The following is a 20,214-nucleotide window of genomic DNA, read 5'->3' on the forward strand; positions in this document are numbered from 1 at the left end:
TGTCAGCGCTGCAACAGGCTGAGCACGTTCTGCGGTACCTGGTTGGCCTGGGCCAGCATGGCCGTACCGGCCTGCTGCAGGATCTGGGTGCGGGTCAGCTCGGCGGTTTCCTTGGCGAAGTCGGTATCGCGGATGCGGCTGCGCGATGCGGACAGGTTCTCCGAGGAGGTCTGCAGGTTGGCGACCACCGATGTGAAGCGGTTCTGGATCGCGCCGAGGTCGGCGCGCACGCTGTTGACCGATTCGAGGGCCTTGTCGACGATCGACATCGCCTTCTGCGCGCCCTCGGCCGTGGTGACGTTCAGGTCCTTGACGAAGCTGGCCGTTGCGCCGGTCAGCGTGCCGCCGTTGGTGCTGGTCTCGGTCAGTCCCAGGCCGGCGATGGTGGCGGCGGTGACGCCGGCCGGCGGGGTGGCCGCGCTGACGCCCAGGGTGAAGGTCTGGCCGTCCTTGACCGACGCCAGGCTGACCACGCCAGCGTTGACGGAGGCAACCACGCCGGTTTCGCCCAGCTTGTTGTTGATCGCAGCTGCGGTGGCCGAGGTGATCGACTCGCCGGCCTTCACGGTGAAGTCGCTGACGGTGACCGTGGTGGCGGTGCCGCCCGGCGGGGTCACCGAGATCTGCAGGCCGGAATAGGTGGTATCGGCGGTGGCCTTGTCGACGGCCAGAGCGGTTCCGGTGTAGCCGTTGGCGAAGTTGGCCGCGCCCAGAGAATCGGCCTTGGCGTTGACCACGCTGTTGATGGCGATGGCCTGGCCGGCGTTGGCGCCCACCTGGAACAGCTGGCTGGTGAACGAACCATCCAGCAGCTTGGTGCCGTTGAAGTCGGCCTGCTTGGCGACGCGGTCGATCTCGCTGACCAGCTGGGTCACTTCGGCCTGCAGCGCCTTGCGGTCGCTGGCCGAGTTGGTGGCGTTGGAGGCCTGCACGCCCAGTTCGCGGATGCGCTGCAGGTTGTTGCCGACTTCGTTCAGCGAACCCTCGGCGACCTGGGCCAGCGAGATGCCGTCGTTGGCGTTGCGGATGGCCACGTCCAGACCACGGATCTGGGTGGTGAAGCGCTCGCTGATGGCCAGACCGGCGGCGTCGTCCTTCGCGCTGTTGATGCGCAGGCCGGACGAGAGGCGCTGGATGGTGGTAGCGAGCGAGCTGCCGCTGGTGCTCAGGTTGCGCTGAGCGTTGAGCGACATCGTATTGGTGTTGATTACCTGTGCCATGGGGTCGTCTCCTCTTATGTGGAACCCGTTGGTGAATGAAACGAAGCGCCGCCTGATTTTTTTGTTTGGCTGTGTGCTTCGCCGTTGCCAAATGAATAACGGCGCTTTGTCAACAACCTTTAGCGGGGAATTTCGTTGCAGCCGAATTTCGTCGCTGAAAGCTGTTTTTCCGGGGATTTCCGCCGGCCCGGAAGGGGCGGGGTGAACCCTGGAAGGGGTGGCCAGTCATGCCCGCCCCACGCTGATGAAGGTATCGGCGGGGCCCGGCTGGGCTTGATGGGCGATCCCGGCACATCCGCCGGGCATGGCCCGGCGAGCGCAGCGGTACATGACCGCGGAAACGAAAAAGGCCGCGATGCAGGGCATCGCGGCCTTGGGCTCCAACGCGGGCGCGTGGAATCAGCGGATCTTGTTGAACAGCGACATCGACTGCATCTGCGAGAACAGTGTCTGTGCCGCCTGCAATGCGGTGCTTTCCAGCTGGTACTGGCTCAACGCATCGGCGTAGTCCAGGTCACGCATCTGCGACAGCGTGGTCTTCAGCGTTACGCCATTGGCCTCGCGCATCTCCGCCGCATTGTCCAGCGCCTTCAGCTGCGCGCCACCGGCAGCGCGGGAATCGATCATCCGTTCCGCAGCGCGGCCGACATCACGCAATGCGCTCTGCAGCTCGTTCTGCTGCGCGGCCATCTTCGCCGGGGTACCGGTATCGGCATCCAGCGCGGCGATCAGCTTGTCCATGGTGCCGAAGATGTCGCGGCTGCTGGCGGCCTGCACGTTGAAGCTGTCCCCAGTCGCTGGCGTGCCTGCGATCTGCAGGCGAACGCCATTGATCTCCAGTTCGCTGCCGGCCTTGTAGGTGCCGGTGCTGGTCACGTTGCCGGCACCGTCCAGTACTTCGTACTGGTCGGCGGCCGTGAAGCGCACACTGAACGCCTGCCCGTTCCAGCTGTCGCTGCCATCGCGGGTGATGTTGGTCAGCACGCCGTTGCCGGTGTTGCCTGCCGCTGCACTGCCATCGACGAAGCCATCGCCGGTGGGAATGCGCAGGAAGATCTCGCTGCCGGGCAGGGCGTCGCGCACGTAGGTGTCCGGGCCGACTTCCACCTGGCGCTGGGTCTGGTCGCCGCGATAGACAACTTTGCCGTCAATCTTGGCGAACGGCGGATCGCTGTCGTTGGTACCACCGAACACGTAGCGGCCGGTGCCATCGCTGCTGTTGGCCAGCGACAGCAGACCGTCGCGGATCTGGTTCAACTCGGTGATCAGGGTCTTCTTGTCAGGCGCACTCAAGGCGGGATTGCTGGCCTGGATGGTCAGATCGTTGACGCGCGCCATCAGGTCGTTGACCTGGGCGAGGGTGTTTTCCTGCACGCCCAGGCGGTTCTGCACGTTGTTGCCGTTGAGCTTCATGCGCTCCAGTGCGGCCAGGCTGCGGTCCAGGCCAACCGCGGCACCTGCGGCGACCGGATCGTCCTTGGCGCTGACGATCTTGCTGCCGGTGGCGATCTGCTGTTCCAGATGGCTGAGCTTGGCCTGCTTGGCCATCATCAGCGCCACCGACTGGCTGTACATCATTCCGGTGGAGATGCGGTTGCTCATCGGCGCACGGCTCCCAGGATGGTCTGGAACATCGAGTCGGCGGTGGAGATCAGCTGCGAGGCGGCCTGGTAGGCCTGCTGCAGGCGCAGCATGTCAGCCGCTTCCTCATCGAGGTTGACGCCCGAGACTTCGTCACGCGCCGCCTGCGCCTGGTCGGCGATCACCTGCTGCGCCCCCAGCGAGTATTCCGCCGAACGCGCCGCCGCGCCGACCTGGGTGGTCAGCCCGCCCAATGCCCCGCCCAGTGTCACCGTGCCGGCGTTGAACGCCTTGGCCGATTCCACCTTGGACAGTTTGGTCGCGTTGCTGTTGTCCGACGAGCCGGCCGGGGTCGGAGTGATGTTGAAGGTGTCGCCATTCTTCGGCACGCCATCGAGCACGAAGCTCCAGCCGTTTGCGCTGATGGTCTGGCCGGGCGTGTAGGTCTGCGGCGGGCCACCATCGATGGTGTAGGTGGTGGCCGAGGTGAACACGATTGCAGCAGGATTGCGCAGGTTGGCGTTGGCCGAGTCGGTCACGGTCACGCCGCTCAGCTTGCCGGTACCGGTGTTGGCCAGTGCCGCCGCACCCTTGATCGCGGCCGCCGCGGCAATGCGCGAGGGATCGGTGATCGCCATCTCCAGGCTGCCGGCCACGCCGGCCGTCGGCTGCAGCAGGAAGCGATCGTTGGCCGCCGGGGTACCACCGACCACCAGCTTCACACCGTTGATGAGCAACGGGTCAGCGGCGGTGCCGGTACCGGTCAGCGGAACGCTCGCACCGGTGTCGGCGCGGCTGGCGGTCCAGTTGCTGCCATCGAACTTCAGCACGATGTTCTGCGCTTCCAGTTTGCCAAGGTCGCCATAGCTGGCGCTGATCGAACCGGTGCCGGTGTTGCTGGCATTGCCGGTGACACGCGGCGTGCCGATGTTGAAGAAGTCGCCGCCCATCTTGCCGTACAGATCGACGCCCTGGCGATGGGTGCTGTTGAAGGTCTCGGCCAGGCCGACAGCCAGTTTGCCCAGTTCGGCCTGGGCCGGGGTCAGCACGGTATCGCGGAACTCGAGCAGGCCCCCGATCTGGCCGCCCACAGCCTTCGGGTCCAGGGTAATGGTGCCGCCCTGGGTCTGCAGTGCGAGCTGCAGGCGCTCGGGCTGGTACGGGTCGGCCACCGTGGTGACCTTCGATGCCGTGGTGCCTACCACCAGCGCCTGGCCGCCGGCGGTGTAGACGTTCATGATGCCGCCGTCCTGGATCACCGCCGTGCCGCCGGTGTAGCCCACCAGCTGCGAGATCAACTGGTCGCGGCGATCGAGCAGGTCAGGGGCGGCGTTGGCGATGTTGGTGCCGATCGCGCCGTTGATCTGCGCGATCTCCGACGCCAGCCGGTTGACCTCGGTGGCACCGGCCATCAACCCGTTGTTGACCTCGCCATTGAGGTTGTTCAGATGGGTGTTGAGCTGGCTGAAGCGATTGGCCAGCGCCTTGCCACCATCCAGCATGTTCTGCCGGTCGGCGGTGCCGGCCGCGTTGGAGGACAGGCCGCTGACGGTGTCGAAGAAGTTCGACCAGACCCCGGCCACGTTGGTGGCCGCGTCGGAGAACAGCGCATTGACCCGGTCGGCCATGCCCGAAAGCTGCTTCAGGCGCGCCAGCTCACCGCTGCTGTCGAGCAGGCGCGAGATCGCCAGCTGGTCGGCCGCGCGGCGGATGTCGACGATGCGGGTGCCGTTGCCAACGTCGCCGTAGCCATAGTTCTGCGGGGTGGCGGTGGCGAAGTCGACCTTCTGCCGGCTGTAACCGGGCGTGTTGAGGTTGGCCACGTTGTGGCTGGTGGTGGCCAACGCACGCTGGAAGGCGAGCAGGGCACTGGTACCGGTGGAAAGTACGCTGGACATGGGGTTCCTCAACGACGAGTGATACCCAGCGCCGCGGTTGCGGTGCTGGCGAAGGTCTGACCGATGCGTGAGCCGGCGTCGGCCACGGCGGCCACGGCGCGCTCGATGGTCGGGCCGCCGGCGATCGCGGCGATCTTGGCCGCGTAGCGCGGATCGGTGGCGTAGCCGGCGCGTTGCAGGCCGCGCGCGAAGCCCTGCACATCGGTGCCGGCCTGCAGCGCCTGCTGGTAGCGCGGGCTGGTCTTCAGCAGGCGCACGTAGTCGGCAAAGCTCTCCGCGGGCGAGGTGTAGGCGCGGAAGCTGGCGGTCTCGTTGCGGCGCACGCCATCGACATACTCATGGGTGCCAGCGGTAGCGCTCTGGCCCTTCCAGCCGGTGGCCTTGATGCCGAACAGGTTGTGCGAGGTGCTGCCGTCGGCATGCTTGATCTGGCGCTTGCCCCAGCCGGTTTCCAGCGCTGCCTGCGCAACCAGGGCGCGGGCGTCCACGCCCAGTTCCTTGGCCGCGCTCTGCGCGTGCTGCCAGATGCTGGCGACGAAGCCTTCGGGTGTGTGCGCGCCCAGCTGGGCGACGGCGGTGCGGGTGGCCAGCGCATCGGCCGGGGTGCCGCTGCTGCCGCGGTTGCTGGCGGTCGGTGCCCACTGGTCGCTGGCAGCGGCCCAATCGGCACCACCGATGGCGCCGGCATAGGGATCGTCGGTGCCCAGCGAACGGTGCATGCTGCTGCTTTCCCGGCCCGCGATCAGGTCCAGCGCCTGCTCCATCGGTGCGACCGAAGACTGCGCGCCCTCCTGCACACCGGCCGCCATCTGCTGCAGCATGCGCACGGCCTGGCCGGCATCCTGCAGCGGCAGCGACGGCGCCGCCGGCGCATTGAGCTGGTAGGCGCGGCTGGCCTTGGCCGGATCCACCCGGGTATCCAGTGCCGGGCCATCGGCCTGTGCGCCGGACAACTGGCGGGTGATCATGCTCGACAGGCCCAGGCCCTTGCCGCGGGTCATCGCCTCGGCGATCTTCTGGTCGTACATCTCCCGGAACATCTTGTTTTCCCCGGGGAACAGCGAATCGCCGAAGCTGGCATCACGCATGCTCTTGACCAGCATCTGCGCGAACTGGCCTTCAAGCTGGCGCGCGACCTTGTCGATCTTCGCCGGGTCGTTCTGCTGTGCGGGGCTCAGCTCGAATGCGGGAGTGATGCGCATGTCAGATCACCTCGAGCTCGGCGCTCAGGGCGCCGGCCTGCTTCAGTGCTTCCAGGATCGCGATCAGGTCGCCCGGTGCCGCGCCAACGGCATTCACCGCATGCACGATCTCGTCCAGGGTGGTGCCGCCGTTGAACTTGAACATGCGACTGCCATCGTTTGTGGCGGTAATGGTGGACTGCGGCGTGGCCACGGTCTGGCCACCGGCAAAGGCGTTGGGCTGGCTGACGTTGGTGTTTTCCTGGATGGTCACCGTCAGCGAACCGTGCGAGATCGCGGCCGGGCCGACCCGTACCTGCTGGCCGATGACCACGGTGCCGGTACGCGAGTTGACCACCACCTTGGCCGGCGCAGCACCCGGGGTCAGTTCCAGGTTTTCGATGCGGGCCAGCAGGCCGATGCGCGCACCGGCATCGGTCGGCGCACGCACGGCAACCGTGCCACCATCCACCGCGCGGGCCGAGCCCTCGCCAAAGGCATTGTTGAGTGCACCCACCATCCGCGAGATGGTGGTGAAGTCGCTGTTGTGCAGGTTCAGGGTGATCTCGCCGCTGGCACCGAACACATCGGGCAGGGCGCGCTCAACGGTCGCACCGTTGGGAATGCGGCCGACGCTGGGCACGTTCACCGAGACGCGCGAACCGTCCTTGCCCTGCGCGCCAAAGCCGCCGACGATCAGGTTGCCTTGGGCAATCGCATAGACTTGGCCATCGGCACCGCGCAACGGCGCCATCAGCAGCGAGCCACCACGCAGCGACACGGCGTTGCCGATGGAGGAAACAGTGATGTCGATCGGCTGGCCGGGCTTGGCGAACGGCGGCAGCTCGGCATGGATCGCCACGGCGGCAACGTTTTTCAGCTGCGGGTTGACGTTGGCCGGCACGTTGACGCCGAGCTCGCCCAGCAGGTTCTTCAGGCTCTGCACGGTAAAGGGCGCCTGGCTGGTGCGGTCACCGCTGCCATCCAGGCCGACCACCAGGCCGTAGCCCACCAGCGCATTGCCACGCACGCCACCCACCTGGGCCAGGTCCTTGATGCGCTCGGCGCTGGCCGGGGCCACCACCATCAGCAGCAGGACCAAGCAGTAGAGCGACGCCATGCGTCGCTGCAGGAAATATCGGAATGAAATCTTCATGGCCATACTCAGAACGGCGTCAGGCCGGAGTTGAAGAAGCGGCTCAGCCAACCCATCGCGTTGGACTGCGCGACAGGGCCGCGGCCGCCATAGACGATGCGCGCTTCAGCCACGCGGCTGGAGGGCACGGTGTTGTCCGCGCTGATGTCGCCGGGGCGCACGATGCCCTGTACCTGCACCAGCTCATCACCCTGGTTCAGGCGAAGGTTTTTCTGCCCCTGCACCACCAGGTTGCCGTTCGGCAGGCGCTGCACCACGGTCACGGTCACGTTGCCCTGCAGGCGGTTGCTCTGCGCGCTGTTGCCCTTGCCGGTGAAGTCGCGCGCGCCCTTGGCCGTCGCACTCAGGATGTCCTTGCCGCCCAGGGTGACCGGTGCACCGAGAATCGACGGTGTGCCGAGGCTCAGGTTCGATTCCTTGTTGGTGGCGGTGTTGGCACTGGTCTGCGCGGTGGTGTTTTCCAGCAGAGTGATGGTCAGCAGGTCGCCGACATCGCGCGCACGGCGGTCCGAATACAGCTGCAGCGTCGGGCCCGCGGCGTAGATCGCGCCGGCGGTCGGTTCGGCCTGCGGCGGCATGATCGGCTGCAACGGCGCCATCGTCGGATAGGGGCGCACGTCGCCAGCGATCACGCAGCCACCGAGCAGGGCAGCCACGGCGCAGGCAAGGGCGGTACGGGCGAAGGAAGAAAGGGGCGACATGGCAGTTTCCCGGTGAGGGCGGTCAGAGCTTGTTGCTGAGGTAGCCGAGCATCGAGTCGGTGGTCGAGATCGCCTTGGCGTTCATTTCGTAGGCGCGCTGGGTTTCGATCATCGACACCAGCTCTTCCACCACGTTGACGTTGCTGCCTTCCAGCGCCCCCTGCACCACGGTGCCCAGGCCGTTCAGACCGGGGTTGCCGTTCTGTGCCGGGCCCGACGCGGTGGTTTCCAGGAACAGGTTTTCACCGCGTGCCTGCAGGCCCGCCGGATTGACGAAGTCGGTCAGGGTCAACGCACCGACTTCCACCGATGCCGCACCGTCAGCCATCTTCACGCTGATGGTGCCGTCGGTACCGATGGTCACCGACTGCGCGCCTTCGGGAATCTGGATGCCCGGCTGCACCGGGTAGCCACTGTTGGTGACCAGCTCGCTGTCCTGGTTGATCTTGAACGAGCCGTCGCGGGTGTAGGCCGAGCTGCCGTCGGGCATCTGCACTTCGAAGAAGCCGCGGCCGTTGACCATCACGTCAAGCGCGCGACCGGTCTGCTGCTGGCTGCCCTGCTCGAAGTTCTTGGCCGTGGCCACCACGCGCACGCCGGTGCCGATCTGCAGGCCGGTGGGCAACTGGGTCTGTGCCGAAGACGAACCGCCGGGCTGGCGCACCTGCTGGTACAGCAGGTCCTCGAAGCTGGCGCGGTCCTGCTTGAAGCCGGTGGTGTTGGTGTTGGCGAGGTTGTTGGAAACCACCGACATGCGCATCTGCTGCGCATCCAGTCCGGTTTTCGCGATCCACAATGCCTGGTTCATCTTCGGAGTCCTGTCTGGGTGAAGCCGGCCGCGCGATGCGGCCCATGGGGTAGGGAGTGCAAGCGGCGTGCCAGCACCGGCGCAGGCCGGTGCCGGAATTCCGTCAGCTGCCCAGGCGCAACAGGCTGTTGGCGCTGCGCGCGTTGTCATCGCCGTGCTTGATCACCTGCACCTGCATTTCGTACTGGCGCTGCAGTTGGATCATCTGTACCAGCGCGCCGGCGGCATCGACGTTGCTGCCTTCCAGCTGGCCGCTGTGCACCGCCGTGCCCTGCGCCTGGGCGAACGGCTGCAGCGGATCGGTATTGCGGAACAGGCCATCCAGGCCGCGTTCGAGGCGCTCATCCGGCGCCTGCACCACCTTGATCCGGCCGATCATCGCCATCGTCTGCGGGCCTTCGCCCTGCGGGATGATCGAGATCGTGCCGTCGTTGCCGATCTCCATCGCCTGGTAGGGCGGAATCGCGATCGGGTTGTTGTTGTCATCCAGTACCGGACGGCCGCTGGAGGTCACCAGTTGGCCGTTCGGGGTCACCGACAGCGCGGCGCCACGGGTGTAGGCCTCGCTGCCATCGGTGGACTGCACGGCCAGCCAGGTGCCGGTCTGCAATGACAGGTCCAGCGGCTTGCCGGTGATGTGCTGCGCGCCGGCGGTGCGGTTGAAGCCCGCATCGACGTGCAGCGCATCCACCCGCGAGGCAAAGCCCGGGCCACGGATCGGGAAGGCTTCGGTGTTGGCCAGCGCTTCCTTGAAGCCGGGGGTGTCCGAGTTGGCGAGGTTGTGGCTGAGCGTTCCCTGCGCCTGCAGGGAGGCGCGGGCACCGGTCATCGCCACGTAAAGGGCTTTATCCATGCGGGGAGTTCCGTGACAGGGTCAGCAGGTCATCAACGGATGTTGATGACGGTCTGGGTGATCTGGTCCTGGGTGGTGATCATCTGCGCGTTGGCCTGGAAATTACGCTGCGCGGTGATCATGTTGACCAGCTGTTCGGTCAGGTCGACGGTGGAGGATTCCAGCGAGCCAGCCTGGATCTTGCCAAGGTTGGAGGTGTCGGCGGCGCCGGTGCGCGGCGTGCCCGAATCGAAGGTCTCCACCCACAGGTTGTTGCCCTTCTGTTCCAGGCCCTGCGGATTGTTGAAGCTGGTCAGCGCCACCTGGCCCAGCGGCTTGTCGTCGCCGTTGGAATAGCGGGCGAACACCACGCCGGTTTCCGAAACGGTGATCTCGTTGAGCTTGCCGGCCGCGTAGCCATCCTGCTGGGTGTTGCGCAGGGCGAACTTCTCCCCGTACTGGGTCGAGCCGCTCACATCCAGCGTCATGTTCAGCACGCCAGCGCCGGTGGTCGGGGTGAAGGTGCCCAGGCTGATCTTGCCGTTGGCCGGTGCGGTCAGCTTGCCGGCGTTGTCGAAGGTCAGCGGGGTCGGCGTGCCGGCCGGCTGGCCATCGACGTAGTTGTGCACCGTCCAGGCGTTGGTGGCCGCTTCCTTCACGAAGTAGGACACCTGGGTGTGGCTGACGCCCAGCGAGTCATAGACGGTGATGCCGCCGCTGGAGTGGCTGTAGCTGTTGGAATTGGTAGGGTCGAAGGGGTTCACCGTCGGCTGCTTGGCATTGCCCGGCAGGGTGAAACCAACCTTGACTTCACTGGTCTGCTTGGGCGGGCTGTCGGTGGTCAGCAGCTGCAGGTCGACCAGGCGGCCGGCATCGAAGTTGGTGCCGTCGGCGTTCGGTGCCAGCACCTGCAGGCGTGCGCCCTGCGGGTTGACCACGTAGCCGGCGGCGTCGGTCTGGAAGTTGCCGGCGCGCGAGTAAACGCGTGCACCGTTCATGTTCATGGTGAAGAAGCCCTCACCGGAAATGGCCATGTCCAGGCTGCGGCCGGTCTGCTCGTTGTTGCCCTGGATGAACTGCTGGGCCACGTTGGACACGCGCACGCCCGAACCGATCGCGTTCTTGGACAGGCCGTAGCTGGTGGCGGCGAACAGGTCGGCGAATTCCGCGCGCGACTGCTTGAAGCCGGTGGTGTTGACGTTGGCCACGTTGTTGGCGGTGACGCTCAGGTCCGAGTTGGCAGCGTTGATGCCGGACAGGGAAATGTTGAAGCCCATGGGATGCTCCTGTTGGATGCGGTGGGTGCGGCTCAGCTGACGCGGAGCACGTAGTCGAGAGGGGCCGTGCCCAGGCCCTTGAGATTCAGGTAGAGGCCGTCGGAACCGACGGTCACGCTTTCCACCGGTGCCTGCACGAAGGTGGACAGCTTGGTGCTCTTGCCGGTGGTGTCGACGTGGTTGGCAACGATGTTGTACTTGCCCGGCTCCATGCGCTTGCCGTTGGCATCCTTGCCATCCCAGGTGAACGCGGTCTCGCCGGCAGCCTTGGCTTCCACGCTGATCGAGGTGACCTTGGCGCCATTGGCGTCGGTGACGTCCACGGTGACGATGCCGGCGGCCGGTGCGGCAACCGTGCCTTCCACCGAGCCTTCCTTCTCCAGCACCAGCTTTTCCGACGGCACCAGCACCTGGTGGCCGACCAGCGCGGCGCCACGCAGCACCTGGTCGCTGGCCATCGACTCCTGGAAGCCCTTCACCGACTTGTTCAGATCGGTGATGCCCTGCACGGTCGACATCTGCGCCATCTGCGAGACCATCTGCGTGTTGTCCATCGGCTTCAGCGGATCCTGGTGCTGCAGCTGCTCGGTCATCAGGCGCAGGAAATCGGCCTGGTCCAGCGTGTTCTTCTTCTTGGTGGCGTTGCTGTTGGGGGCGTTCAGGCCGAGGGCGGCGTAGACGTCCTGGTTGCTCTGGTTGTTGACGGCAGTGGTCATGGCGGTGTCCGGTGCAGCGGGCCTCAGCGGCCCATGGTCAGGGTGGCCAGGGCCAGTTCCTTGGCGGTGGTCAACATCTCCACGCCGGCCTGGTAATTGCGCGAGGTCGAGATCAGGTTGACCATCTGCGCCACCGGATCGACGTCGGGCTGGTAGATGTAGCCATCGCCGTCGGCCAGCGGATGGCCCGGCTCGTAGCGCTTGATCGGCGCCGCGTTGCTCTGGGTGATTTCCTTGACCTGCACCGAGGTGATGTTCGGATCGGTCTTGCTGGTGACCGCCTGGAAGATCGGTTCCAGCGGCTTGTACACCGCGTCGGCGGAGCCGGCGATGCTGTCAGCGTTGGACAGGTTGGAGGCGATGGTGCTCATGCGCACCGACTGCGCCTGCAGTGCGGAACCGGCGATGTCGAAGATCGGCAGGTTGCTCATGGCTTATTGCCCCGTGATCGCGGTGAGCATGGAACGCACCTTGCTTTCGACGAAGCTCAGCGAAGCGCGGTATTCCAGTGCAGCGCGGCCATAGGCGGCGCGTTCGGCATCGGGGTCGACGGTGTTGCCGTCGATGCTGGGCTGCACGCCCTCGCGGGCCACCTGGAACGGATTGAGGCCACTACTGATTTCGTAGTGCTGCTCGTTGGTGGTGGTCATCAGGCCGTTGGCATCCAGCCCCTGGGCGTGGCGCAGGGCCGAATCGAAGTCCAGGTCCTGGGCCTTGTAGCCGGGGGTGTCGGCATTGCCGAGGTTGCTGGCGATCAGCTTCATGCGCTGTTCGCGCAACGGCATTGCCTGGGCATGGACGCCCAGGTAGTCGGTAATCAGGTTGCGCACGGTGCACTCCCACGGGAACATTGCCCGGGAAGCTGCAAGCGGTGTGCCAAAGTGGCGCGCGATCCTGTAGAGCCGAGCCATGCTCGGCTGCGTTTCGTTCAGGCCCCGTGCAAGCCGAGCATAGGTTCGGCTCTACCGGAGAGGGCCTTACGCCGCCATCGCCACCTTGCGCAGGCGGTCCAGCACGAAATCGGCCAGCTCGTGCGGCGAATACTTGGCGACGAAGGCATTGGCACCCACGCGCTCGACCATCGCATTGTTGAATACGCCCGACAGGGAGGTATGCAGCAGCACGTACAGCCCGGACAGGCCGGCATGCCGCCGGATTTCCGTCGTCAGCGTATAGCCGTCCATCGCCGGCATCTCGATGTCCGAGATGACCATGGCGTAGCGATCGGCCGGATTTTCACCCGAGGCATGGATCTGCAGCAGGTGGTCCAGCGCCTGCTTGCCGTCCGAGAGCAGGGTCGCACCCACCCCCAGCTGGTCCAGCACGCTGCGGATCTGCTGGCGCGCCACCCGCGAATCATCCACCACCAGCACCTGCAGCTGCGGGGCATCGGCGGGCATCGCCATGGCCGGGTCGAGCACCGCTTCACCGCGCACCTGGGCGATGTCGGCCAGCACGCTTTCCACGTCGATCACCTGGATCAACTCGCCCTGGAAGCGGGTCACTGCGGTCAGGTAGCTGGATTCAGCGCCCAGTTCCGGCGGCGGGTGGATGTCTTCCACCGCGATGTTGACGATGCGCTCCACGCCGCTGACCAGGAAGCCCTGGATCGAGCGGTTGAACTCGGTCACCACCAGATAGCCCGGTGCAGTGTCCGCATCCGGCTCGCGCTCGGGGTGGCCGATGGCCAGGCCCAGGTCCAGCACCGGCACCGAGCGGCCGCGTACATCGGCCACGCCGGCAAACTGGCCGGGCAGGCCGGGCACCTGGAACAGCTCCGGGCGGCGCAGCACTTCCTGCACCTTGAAGACGTTGACGCCAAAAAGCTGACGTCCGCCGAGGCGGAACAGCAGCAGCGCCAGGCGATTGTGGCCGGCCAGTCGGGTTCGCTGGTCGATCCGGTTGAGCAGGTCATGGGACATGGCTGCTGTATCGGCGCGGGCAGGGCGGAACTTGAGGGCCTGTGCAGAGACGGGCCGGGAAGCTGTCCGCCCTTGGCCAGTGGCACGCAGCTTGCACGCGTCTGGGCCAGGTCTTACCGACAGGAGGCGCCATGCGCCGCATTGCTTCTTTCCTTGCCATTGCACTGGCCGTGGCCGCGCCGTGGGCAACTGCGGCCGACTGGCAGCCGGTGGCCAGCATCCGTGCCGCGGCACTGTCGACCCTGGCCGCCGGCACCGAAGGTGAGGCGGTCGTCGCCGATGCGCTGCGCCTTCCAAAATGTGGCGGCGCATTGCAGGTGCAGCCCACGGCCAACACCACGGTGGAGGTGAGTTGCCCGGACGCCGGCGGCTGGCGCCTGTTCGTGCCGGTGAAGGTGCGCCGCAACCAGACCGTGCTGGTGCTGACCCGTGGCATTGGCACTGGAGAATCCATCGCCGCCGCCGATATCAGTACTGCCCAGCGTGACGCGGCACGGATTGCCGGCGCAGTGCTGGCCGATCCTGCCGCAGCGATCGGCCGCATCGCCCGTCGGCCGTTGCCGGCGGGAACCCTGTTGTCGAGCAATGATCTGGTTGCACAGCGTCTCATCAAGCGTGGAGACAATGTGGCACTGGTATCGCGGCGTGGTTCGGTCGAGGTCCGCATCGCCGGGCGCGCACTGGGCGATGCCGGGCAGAACGAGCGCGTCTCAGTGGAAAACCTGTCCTCGCGCCGTATCGTGCAGGGCACGGTGGACGCGGCCGGTGACGTAATCGTGGCGCGTTGAAATAATTCAGAATTCCCCTAAAGATCACGGCCCTGCGGCCGTTATCCCTTGTGTACGGCAACTCCAGGAAACCCCATGAGCCAGAAAATCGACGGCAACCTGCAGGTCCCCCAGGCACTGCGCAGCGTGACCACCCCGGCCGCAAAGCCCGGCGTGAGCACCGATTCGGCGGCACGTCCGGTCGAGGCGGCCGACAGCCTGCGCCTGACCGGCGAAGCCACCAACCTGCAGGCCATCGAGCGTGAGCTGAGCACCGCCCCGGCGATCGACGCCCAGCGTGTTGCAGCGGTGCGCGAATCGCTGCAGAACGGCACCTACAAGATCAATCCGGACGCGATCGCTTCGCGCATGCTTGAACTGGACCAGCAGCTGCAAGGATGACCGCGGCGATGAGCGAGCCGCTGCAGCGCCTTGCCCAGGCCCTGGACGTTGAACGCCAGGCCCTGGTCGAGCACGACGTGCACGCCCTGATCCGTGCCACCGGTGCGAAGCTGGAAGCGCTGCGTGCGCTGGAAGGCGCGCCACCGGTGGGCGAGGGCGAGCAACTGCAGGAACTGGCCGAGCGCAACCGCGCCAACGGCGTGCTGCTGTCGCGGCGCCGGCGCGAGGTCAACTGGGCACTGCGCCAGATGGGCCGCACCGAAGAGTCCTCGGCATACGATGCCAAGGGCCAGTCGCACACCGTCACCGCGCGGCGGCCACTCGCCGTCGCCTGACAGGCCGGCGGTCGGCTGACCGTCCGATGGCGGCTGTCGGCCGCCGCATGAACGCGTATATTGGGCGCCTGTTTGATCGCCCCGAGCCGCCGTGTCTGCTGCCAACGTTCTGGTTACCGCCCCCCTTCCGCCGCAACCGGTGCTGCAGGCCCTGCTTGAGCGCCTGCGCGAAGGCTTGCTGCTGTTCACCGAAGATGGACAGGTGGCCTTGGCCAACCCGGCCGCACAGAGCCTGCTGGGCAGCGACGAAGGCGCCTTGCCGCCGCCGCAGCGCCTGCGTGAACTGCTGCCGCCGGATGCCCTCGAACATGCGCGCCAGCACGGTCACTGGAACGGCAGCCTGCCGCTGGGCGAGGGCGTGGTCATCGCCCATCTGTACTTCCATGGTGAACCCGGTTCGGGGCACTACCTGGCGTTGTTCCGTCATATCGAAGGCCAGGAAGACTACGAGCGCGAACTGCAGCAGCGCCATGCCGAACTGCGCCAGGCGTACCTGCGCTTGAACGGCACCCAGGAAAAACTGTTGCAGTCGGAGAAGATGGCCTCCATCGGCCAGCTTGCCGCCGGCGTCGCGCACGAGATCAACAACCCGATCGGCTACGTGCATTCCAACCTGGGCAGCCTGCAGGAATACCTGCGCAGCCTGTTCACGGTGATCGAGGCCTACGAACGTGCTCTGCGCGCGCCGGACCCGAAGGCGTTGATTCCGGAAATCGACGATATCCGTGACCGCCTGGACATCGATTTCATCAGCCGCGACCTGCCGCAGCTGATGGCCGAATCACGCGAAGGCATCGAGCGCGTCACCCGCATCGTGCGCGACCTGAAGGACTTCTCCTATTCCGGCCGCGATGAGTCGTGGAAGCTGGTCGACCTGCATTCCGGCCTTGAATCGACCATCAACATCATCTGGAACGAGCTCAAGTACAAGGTGCACCTGGTGCGCGAGTTCGGCCAGCTGCCGCTGGTGGAATGCCTGCCGTCGGAGTTGAACCAGGTCTACATGAACCTGCTGCTCAACGCCGGTCACGCCATCGCCGAGCGCGGCACGATCACCGTGCGTACCGGCGTGGACGGAGACACGGTGTGGGTGGAATTTGAAGACACTGGCGGCGGCATCTCGCCGGAACTGCGCCAGCGCATCTTCGATCCGTTCTTCACCACCAAGCCAGTGGGCAGTGGTACCGGCCTGGGCCTGTCGATCTCCTACAGCATCATCAACAAGCACCACGGCCGCATCGACCTGGACAGCACGCCGGGCGTCGGCTCGCGCTTCCGCCTGGTGCTGCCGATCAAGCAGCCACGGTAAAGGCCTCTGGTAGTGCCGGCCGCTGGCCGGCAACCCGATGAAACCGGCTACCCCGCAGCTGCCGCCCAGCGGCCGGCACTACCCCGTGTGCAGGTTCAGCGCAGCGGTGACCGATCCTCACCACCATCAGCCGGCTCGGCGGCAACCGGCCCACCGTTGCTGCGCCGCTGTTCCTCGTACGTACGGAACGCCTGGTGGATGTGCTTGCGCAGCTCGTCGTCATTCCACGGCTTGGTCAGGAACCGGTAGATCGCACCGCGGTTGATCGCATCGGTCACCGTGTTCAGGTCGGTATAGCCGGACAACACCAGACGGATCGTGTCCGGGTAAAGCATCTTCACCCGGCCCAGAAACTCGGTGCCGCTCATGTCGCTCATGCGCTGGTCGGACAGGATCACCTGCACGTCGTTGATCGCCAGCAGATCGAACGCATCGCGCACGTTGCCTGCGGCCAGGATGCGGTAGCCGTCGCGGCGGAACAGGCGCACCAGCGAGCGCAGCACGTTCTCCTCGTCGTCCAGCAGCAGCAGGGTGCGGTCGGGACGGGTTTCGGCGAATGCCTCCGGGCGCAGGTAACGGCGGCGCAGGGTCATGCCGGCGGCATCGGCCGACATCGGTTCGCCGAACAGATAACCCTGGAACACGTCGCAGTCGTTGCGGCGCAGGAAGCCCAGCTGCGCCTGCGATTCCACGCCGTTGGCGATCACCGTCATGCCCAGCTGGTGGCCCATCGCGATGATCGCGCGGGCGATCGCCGCTTCACGATTGCCGGCAGGCGCGCTCTTGATGAAGCTGCGGTCGATCTTCAACTTGTCCACCGGGTAGCGCACCAGCGCACTCAGGCTGGAATCACCGGTACCGAAGTTGTCCAGGCTCAGGCTGATGCCTTCGTTGCGCAGGTTGGCCAGCGTTTCGTGGACGAAGTTGACGTTGTTGGTCAGCGCGCTTTCGTTGATCTCCAGCGTCAGCATCTGCGCCGGCACGCCAGAGGCCTGGATCACGCCCATGACCTCGGCAAAGAAGTTCGGCCGCAGCAGCTGCAGGGTGGAAACATTCACCGCGATGGTGAAGTCATCGAAGCCCTGGTCGCGCCACAGCCGGGCCTGCTTCAACGCGCCTTCCAGCACCCATGTGCCGATCTGCACGATGATGCCCAGGCGCTCGGCGGTGCGCATGAAACGCTCCGGCACCAGCATGCCCAGGGTGGGCGACTGCCAGCGCAGCAGCGCCTCCATGCCCACCACGTGGCCATCGCGGGCGCTGACCAGCGGCTGGTAGCGCAGCTTGAGTTCGCCGTTGGGAATGGCATCGACGATCTGTCGCGCGATGATGCTCTCGCTATGTGCGCTCGGCGGCGTGTCCACCGCATGGATGCGCACCGCATTGCCACCTTCGCGGGCGGCTTGGTACAGCGCGTCCTCGGCATGGTCGAGCAGGCGCGAGGCATTGCTGGCGTGCTCCGGGCACAGGCTCACGCCCAGCTTGCCGGTCATGAACAGCGTGTAGGGCAGTACCGAGAGGGGCAGCTCCATCTGCTGGCGGATCTCTTCGGCGAAATCCTCGGCCAGCGGCAGATCGGCGGTGCGCGGTACGGCAATCAGGAACTCATCGCTGCCATGCCGCCACAGCATGCCGCGTCCGCGCAGGTAGGACTGCAGGCGCTGGGCGACCAGCACCAGTGCCTGGTCACCGACCTCCGCGCTCATGTTCTCGTTGACTGAGGCGAAGTGGTCGATGTCCACATGCATCAGCATCAGCGGGGTGCCTCCGGAAGCGGCTTCCGCGACCATCGCCTGCAGCTCGGGGTTGCCGGCGCCGAGGCGATCAGGCGCATCATCGATGCTGACCGGGGGCAGGTTGGGGTTCCACATGGGCTCAGTATTCCGCTGACTCGACGGCCGCGGTAACAGCGGCCTGGTAAGGAAGGTGGACATCGACGAGGGTGCCGGCGCCATGCGCCGACTCGATCCGGACATGGCCACCCACGCTCTGCGCACGCTCGCGCATCACGATCAGGCCCAGGCCGCGCGGGCCATCCGGGTCGAACCCCTCGCCATCGTCACGGATCATCAGGTGCAGCCCGCGCTGGTCGACGTCGCGCAGCTGCAGCACCACCTGGCTGGCGCGCGCGTGGCGCAGCGCGTTGGTCAGGCTTTCCTGGGCGATGCGGAAGCACGCCTGTTCGATGCTGTTGTCCGGGCGCGTGGGCAGCGATTCGATCTCAGCCTGCAGCTCGACGCTGGACGAGCGGAACAGCACGCGCGCCTGCCAGCTCAACGCCGCTTCCAGGCCCAGCGCATCCAGCTGCGGCGGCCGCAGCAGGGTGGAGATGTCGCGCAGCTTGGCGACGGTGGTATCGGCCAGGCTGACGATCTGTGCCAGGTCCTCGCCGCGCCGTTGCGCGTCGTCCTCGTCCTGCGCCGCATAGGCCGAAAGCTTGATCGCGGTGATCGCCTGGCCGATGTCATCGTGCAGGTCGCGCGAGATTGCCCGGCGCTCGTCTTCCTGCAGCGAGAACAGACGACCGGCCATCGCCTGCAGCTCGCGGTTGCTGGTCTCCAGCGCGCTGCGGGTCTGCTCCGATTCGCTCAGGTCGCGCACGATCAGCAGTTTGCAGTCACGCCCGCCGTAGCGCACGTCACCCACCGCAAGGCCGGCCTGGAAGCTGCGGCCATCGGCGCGCTGCATGGCCAGCACGCTGCTGTGGCCTGGGCTGTGCTGGGGCTGCCCAGCGCGCATCTGCGCGCGCAGCCGGGCCAGATCGCTGCCTGCCACCAAGGCTGACAGCGGCTCGCCCAGCAGCGTGTGGCTGCCGTAGCCGAACAGGCCGGCCGCCCACGCATTGGCGTACAGCACATGTTCGTCGGACAGGATCACCACGCCATCGGGCAACACCCGCACCAGCTCGCGGAACTGCTCCTCGCGTTCGCGCAGCAGGCGCCGTGACTGCTCTCGTTCGGTCACGTCCTGCAGGGTGCCCAGGATCCGGTCACGGCCGGCCTCATCCACACCGCTGGCCGCACGCAGGTGCACCATCAGCGCGCGGCCATCCATTGCCAGTACCGGCAGCAGCACATCCACCTGCACCTGCTCGCCGGAGCACAGCCCGGCCAGCACCTGATCGGTCTGTGCGGCGGTGGCCGGGTCGGCTGCCACCAGCAGTTCGTCGAAACGGTGCCAGCGTCGCGCCTCGGGCGGGCGACGGCCCAGCAGGCGATAGACCTGGTTGGAGTAACGGCCCTGGCCGGTGGACGGATCCAGTTCCCATGCGCCGATCCGCGCCAGTTCGTGGGCTTCTTCCACCCGGGCCAATGCCTGGTCGCGCCGCAGCTGCGCCAGGTCTTCGGCGGTGCGGTCGATGGCGATGAGCAGGCGCGCCGTGTGCCCGTCGTAGTCGATCGCGTTCGAGCGCAGTTCCATCTGCCGCAGGCTGCCGTCGCGCAGCTGCAACTGCGCGCGCAGGATGCACAGCTGCTCGGGCGCCTCGCGGATCTCTTCCAGCTTGGTCTGCAACGCCTGGTCCTGGCCCGGTGGCCAGAGCACGTCGATGGTCTGTGCCAGTAGCGCGTCGCGGTCCCAGCCGAAGGTGCTGCAGGCGGCCGGATTGGCATCGAGGATGGCCAGCGTGTCCAGGTCATAGACCAGGATCGGGCCCGGGTTGCCTTCGAACATCTGCCGCAGGCGCAGCTCGGAAGCCTGCAGGCGGGCATGGGTGTGCAGCACGTGCTCGGCCAGCGGCCGCAGCAGCAGGTACAGCAGGCCCGCGCTGGCCAGGGCGAAGAACGCTCCCTTCATGCTCTGCCAGAGTGCCGCCTGCTGCGGGTCGGGCACCAGCGCTGTCACCGCGCCGTCTGTGGCGATCATCCAGGCCAGCGCCATCGCCAGGTAGCTCAGCACCACGCGCCGACGGTCGCGCCCCAGCGCCTGCGCCATCCGCGGGTCGGGAACAGGGGCAGTGCCGGTCGGTTCTACGGGCATGGACAGGGCAGGGAGGTGGGCAGGGAAGAGGGGTGCCGGTCATCTTACCGCGCAGGTGTGCCCTGGCCACTCAATTATCCGCCGCAGGCGCCGTTAACCACTGCGTGCCCCGCTGTCGGGCGTTTCATCCG

Annotated in this window: 20 protein-coding genes; 5 read left to right on the forward strand and 15 right to left on the reverse strand. The window is 66.5% G+C overall.

Annotated elements, in window-relative coordinates; translation table 11 throughout:
• Nucleotides 1-2: 2 nt before the first annotated feature.
• On the reverse strand, nucleotides 3-1,220 hold the full coding sequence (locus QP457_RS10490; RefSeq protein WP_100552482.1) for a flagellin: 1,218 nt from the start codon (nucleotides 1,218-1,220) through the stop codon (nucleotides 3-5).
• A 31-nt stretch (nucleotides 1,221-1,251) separates the two neighbouring features.
• Between QP457_RS10490 and QP457_RS10495 the strand changes: the two genes are divergently transcribed.
• Entirely contained in the window at nucleotides 1,252-1,425 is a 174-nt protein-coding gene (locus QP457_RS10495) for a hypothetical protein (RefSeq protein WP_180167008.1), read from the forward strand.
• A gap of 194 nt (nucleotides 1,426-1,619) precedes the next feature.
• Here QP457_RS10495 and flgL read toward each other — a convergent pair whose 3' ends face one another.
• From flgL to QP457_RS10555, 12 genes are all read right to left on the reverse strand, one after another.
• The gene (flgL, locus tag QP457_RS10500; protein ID WP_205404042.1) at nucleotides 1,620-2,822 is read right to left on the reverse strand and encodes a flagellar hook-associated protein FlgL; all 1,203 of its coding nucleotides are present in this window, start codon (nucleotides 2,820-2,822) and stop codon (nucleotides 1,620-1,622) included.
• Nucleotides 2,819-4,699 (reverse strand): flagellar hook-associated protein FlgK, encoded by a 1,881-nt coding sequence (gene flgK, locus QP457_RS10505; protein WP_180167010.1) that lies wholly within the window; start codon nucleotides 4,697-4,699, stop codon nucleotides 2,819-2,821. The genes flgL and flgK overlap by 4 nt, the downstream gene beginning before the upstream one ends.
• 8 nt (nucleotides 4,700-4,707) lie before the next feature.
• Complete coding sequence (flgJ, locus tag QP457_RS10510) at nucleotides 4,708-5,901, reverse strand: flagellar assembly peptidoglycan hydrolase FlgJ (RefSeq protein ID WP_100552485.1); 1,194 nt, start codon at nucleotides 5,899-5,901, stop codon at nucleotides 4,708-4,710.
• Nucleotide 5,902: 1 nt separating this feature from the next.
• Complete coding sequence (locus QP457_RS10515; protein ID WP_240196375.1) at nucleotides 5,903-7,036, reverse strand: flagellar basal body P-ring protein FlgI; 1,134 nt, start codon at nucleotides 7,034-7,036, stop codon at nucleotides 5,903-5,905.
• Nucleotides 7,037-7,044: 8 nt separating this feature from the next.
• Entirely contained in the window at nucleotides 7,045-7,737 is a 693-nt protein-coding gene (flgH, locus tag QP457_RS10520; protein ID WP_025879104.1) for a flagellar basal body L-ring protein FlgH, read from the reverse strand.
• A gap of 22 nt (nucleotides 7,738-7,759) precedes the next feature.
• The gene (flgG, locus tag QP457_RS10525) at nucleotides 7,760-8,545 is read right to left on the reverse strand and encodes a flagellar basal-body rod protein FlgG (RefSeq protein ID WP_025879105.1); all 786 of its coding nucleotides are present in this window, start codon (nucleotides 8,543-8,545) and stop codon (nucleotides 7,760-7,762) included.
• Between the two features lie 103 nt (nucleotides 8,546-8,648).
• A complete protein-coding gene (locus QP457_RS10530; protein WP_099818408.1) occupies nucleotides 8,649-9,398 on the reverse strand; it encodes a flagellar basal body rod protein FlgF in 750 nt (249 codons plus the stop codon).
• A gap of 32 nt (nucleotides 9,399-9,430) precedes the next feature.
• Nucleotides 9,431-10,654: a flagellar hook protein FlgE gene (flgE, locus tag QP457_RS10535; RefSeq protein WP_205404043.1), complete on the reverse strand. Its 1,224-nt coding sequence runs from the start codon at nucleotides 10,652-10,654 to the stop codon at nucleotides 9,431-9,433.
• A gap of 32 nt (nucleotides 10,655-10,686) precedes the next feature.
• Nucleotides 10,687-11,370, reverse strand: a complete 684-nt coding sequence (locus QP457_RS10540; protein ID WP_025879108.1) for a flagellar hook capping FlgD N-terminal domain-containing protein — start codon at nucleotides 11,368-11,370, stop codon at nucleotides 10,687-10,689.
• A gap of 23 nt (nucleotides 11,371-11,393) precedes the next feature.
• Entirely contained in the window at nucleotides 11,394-11,801 is a 408-nt protein-coding gene (gene flgC, locus QP457_RS10545; protein ID WP_025879109.1) for a flagellar basal body rod protein FlgC, read from the reverse strand.
• 3 nt (nucleotides 11,802-11,804) lie between these two features.
• Nucleotides 11,805-12,200 carry a flagellar basal body rod protein FlgB gene (gene flgB / locus QP457_RS10550; RefSeq protein ID WP_089241053.1) on the reverse strand — a complete coding sequence of 132 codons (396 nt, stop codon included), beginning with the start codon at nucleotides 12,198-12,200 and terminating at the stop codon, nucleotides 11,805-11,807.
• Between the two features lie 147 nt (nucleotides 12,201-12,347).
• Nucleotides 12,348-13,292: a chemotaxis protein gene (locus QP457_RS10555; RefSeq protein WP_089241055.1), complete on the reverse strand. Its 945-nt coding sequence runs from the start codon at nucleotides 13,290-13,292 to the stop codon at nucleotides 12,348-12,350.
• A 131-nt stretch (nucleotides 13,293-13,423) separates the two neighbouring features.
• Between QP457_RS10555 and flgA the strand changes: the two genes are divergently transcribed.
• From flgA to QP457_RS10575, 4 genes are all read left to right on the forward strand, one after another.
• Complete coding sequence (gene flgA, locus QP457_RS10560; protein WP_191078046.1) at nucleotides 13,424-14,080, forward strand: flagellar basal body P-ring formation chaperone FlgA; 657 nt, start codon at nucleotides 13,424-13,426, stop codon at nucleotides 14,078-14,080.
• A 75-nt stretch (nucleotides 14,081-14,155) separates the two neighbouring features.
• Nucleotides 14,156-14,461, forward strand: coding sequence for a flagellar biosynthesis anti-sigma factor FlgM (gene flgM, locus QP457_RS10565; protein WP_025879113.1), 306 nt, complete (start codon nucleotides 14,156-14,158; stop codon nucleotides 14,459-14,461).
• The gene (locus tag QP457_RS10570) at nucleotides 14,458-14,796 is read left to right on the forward strand and encodes a flagella protein (protein ID WP_025879114.1); all 339 of its coding nucleotides are present in this window, start codon (nucleotides 14,458-14,460) and stop codon (nucleotides 14,794-14,796) included. The genes flgM and QP457_RS10570 overlap by 4 nt, the downstream gene beginning before the upstream one ends.
• A 91-nt stretch (nucleotides 14,797-14,887) precedes the next feature.
• Nucleotides 14,888-16,105, forward strand: a complete 1,218-nt coding sequence (locus QP457_RS10575) for an ATP-binding protein (protein ID WP_099818410.1) — start codon at nucleotides 14,888-14,890, stop codon at nucleotides 16,103-16,105.
• Nucleotides 16,106-16,200: 95 nt separating this feature from the next.
• On the opposite strand, the gene QP457_RS10580 is transcribed toward QP457_RS10575, so the two are convergent.
• Together QP457_RS10580 and QP457_RS10585 are read right to left on the reverse strand one after the other, a co-directional pair.
• Nucleotides 16,201-17,976 carry an EAL domain-containing protein gene (locus tag QP457_RS10580; protein ID WP_099818411.1) on the reverse strand — a complete coding sequence of 592 codons (1,776 nt, stop codon included), beginning with the start codon at nucleotides 17,974-17,976 and terminating at the stop codon, nucleotides 16,201-16,203.
• Nucleotides 17,977-17,980: 4 nt separating this feature from the next.
• Nucleotides 17,981-20,083, reverse strand: coding sequence for a PAS domain-containing sensor histidine kinase (locus tag QP457_RS10585; RefSeq protein ID WP_180167013.1), 2,103 nt, complete (start codon nucleotides 20,081-20,083; stop codon nucleotides 17,981-17,983).
• Between the last annotated feature and the right edge of the window lie 131 nt (nucleotides 20,084-20,214).

The organism is Stenotrophomonas sp. As-7 (assembly GCF_030291015.1).
Classification (GTDB): Bacteria; Pseudomonadota; Gammaproteobacteria; order Xanthomonadales; family Xanthomonadaceae; genus Stenotrophomonas; species Stenotrophomonas lactitubi.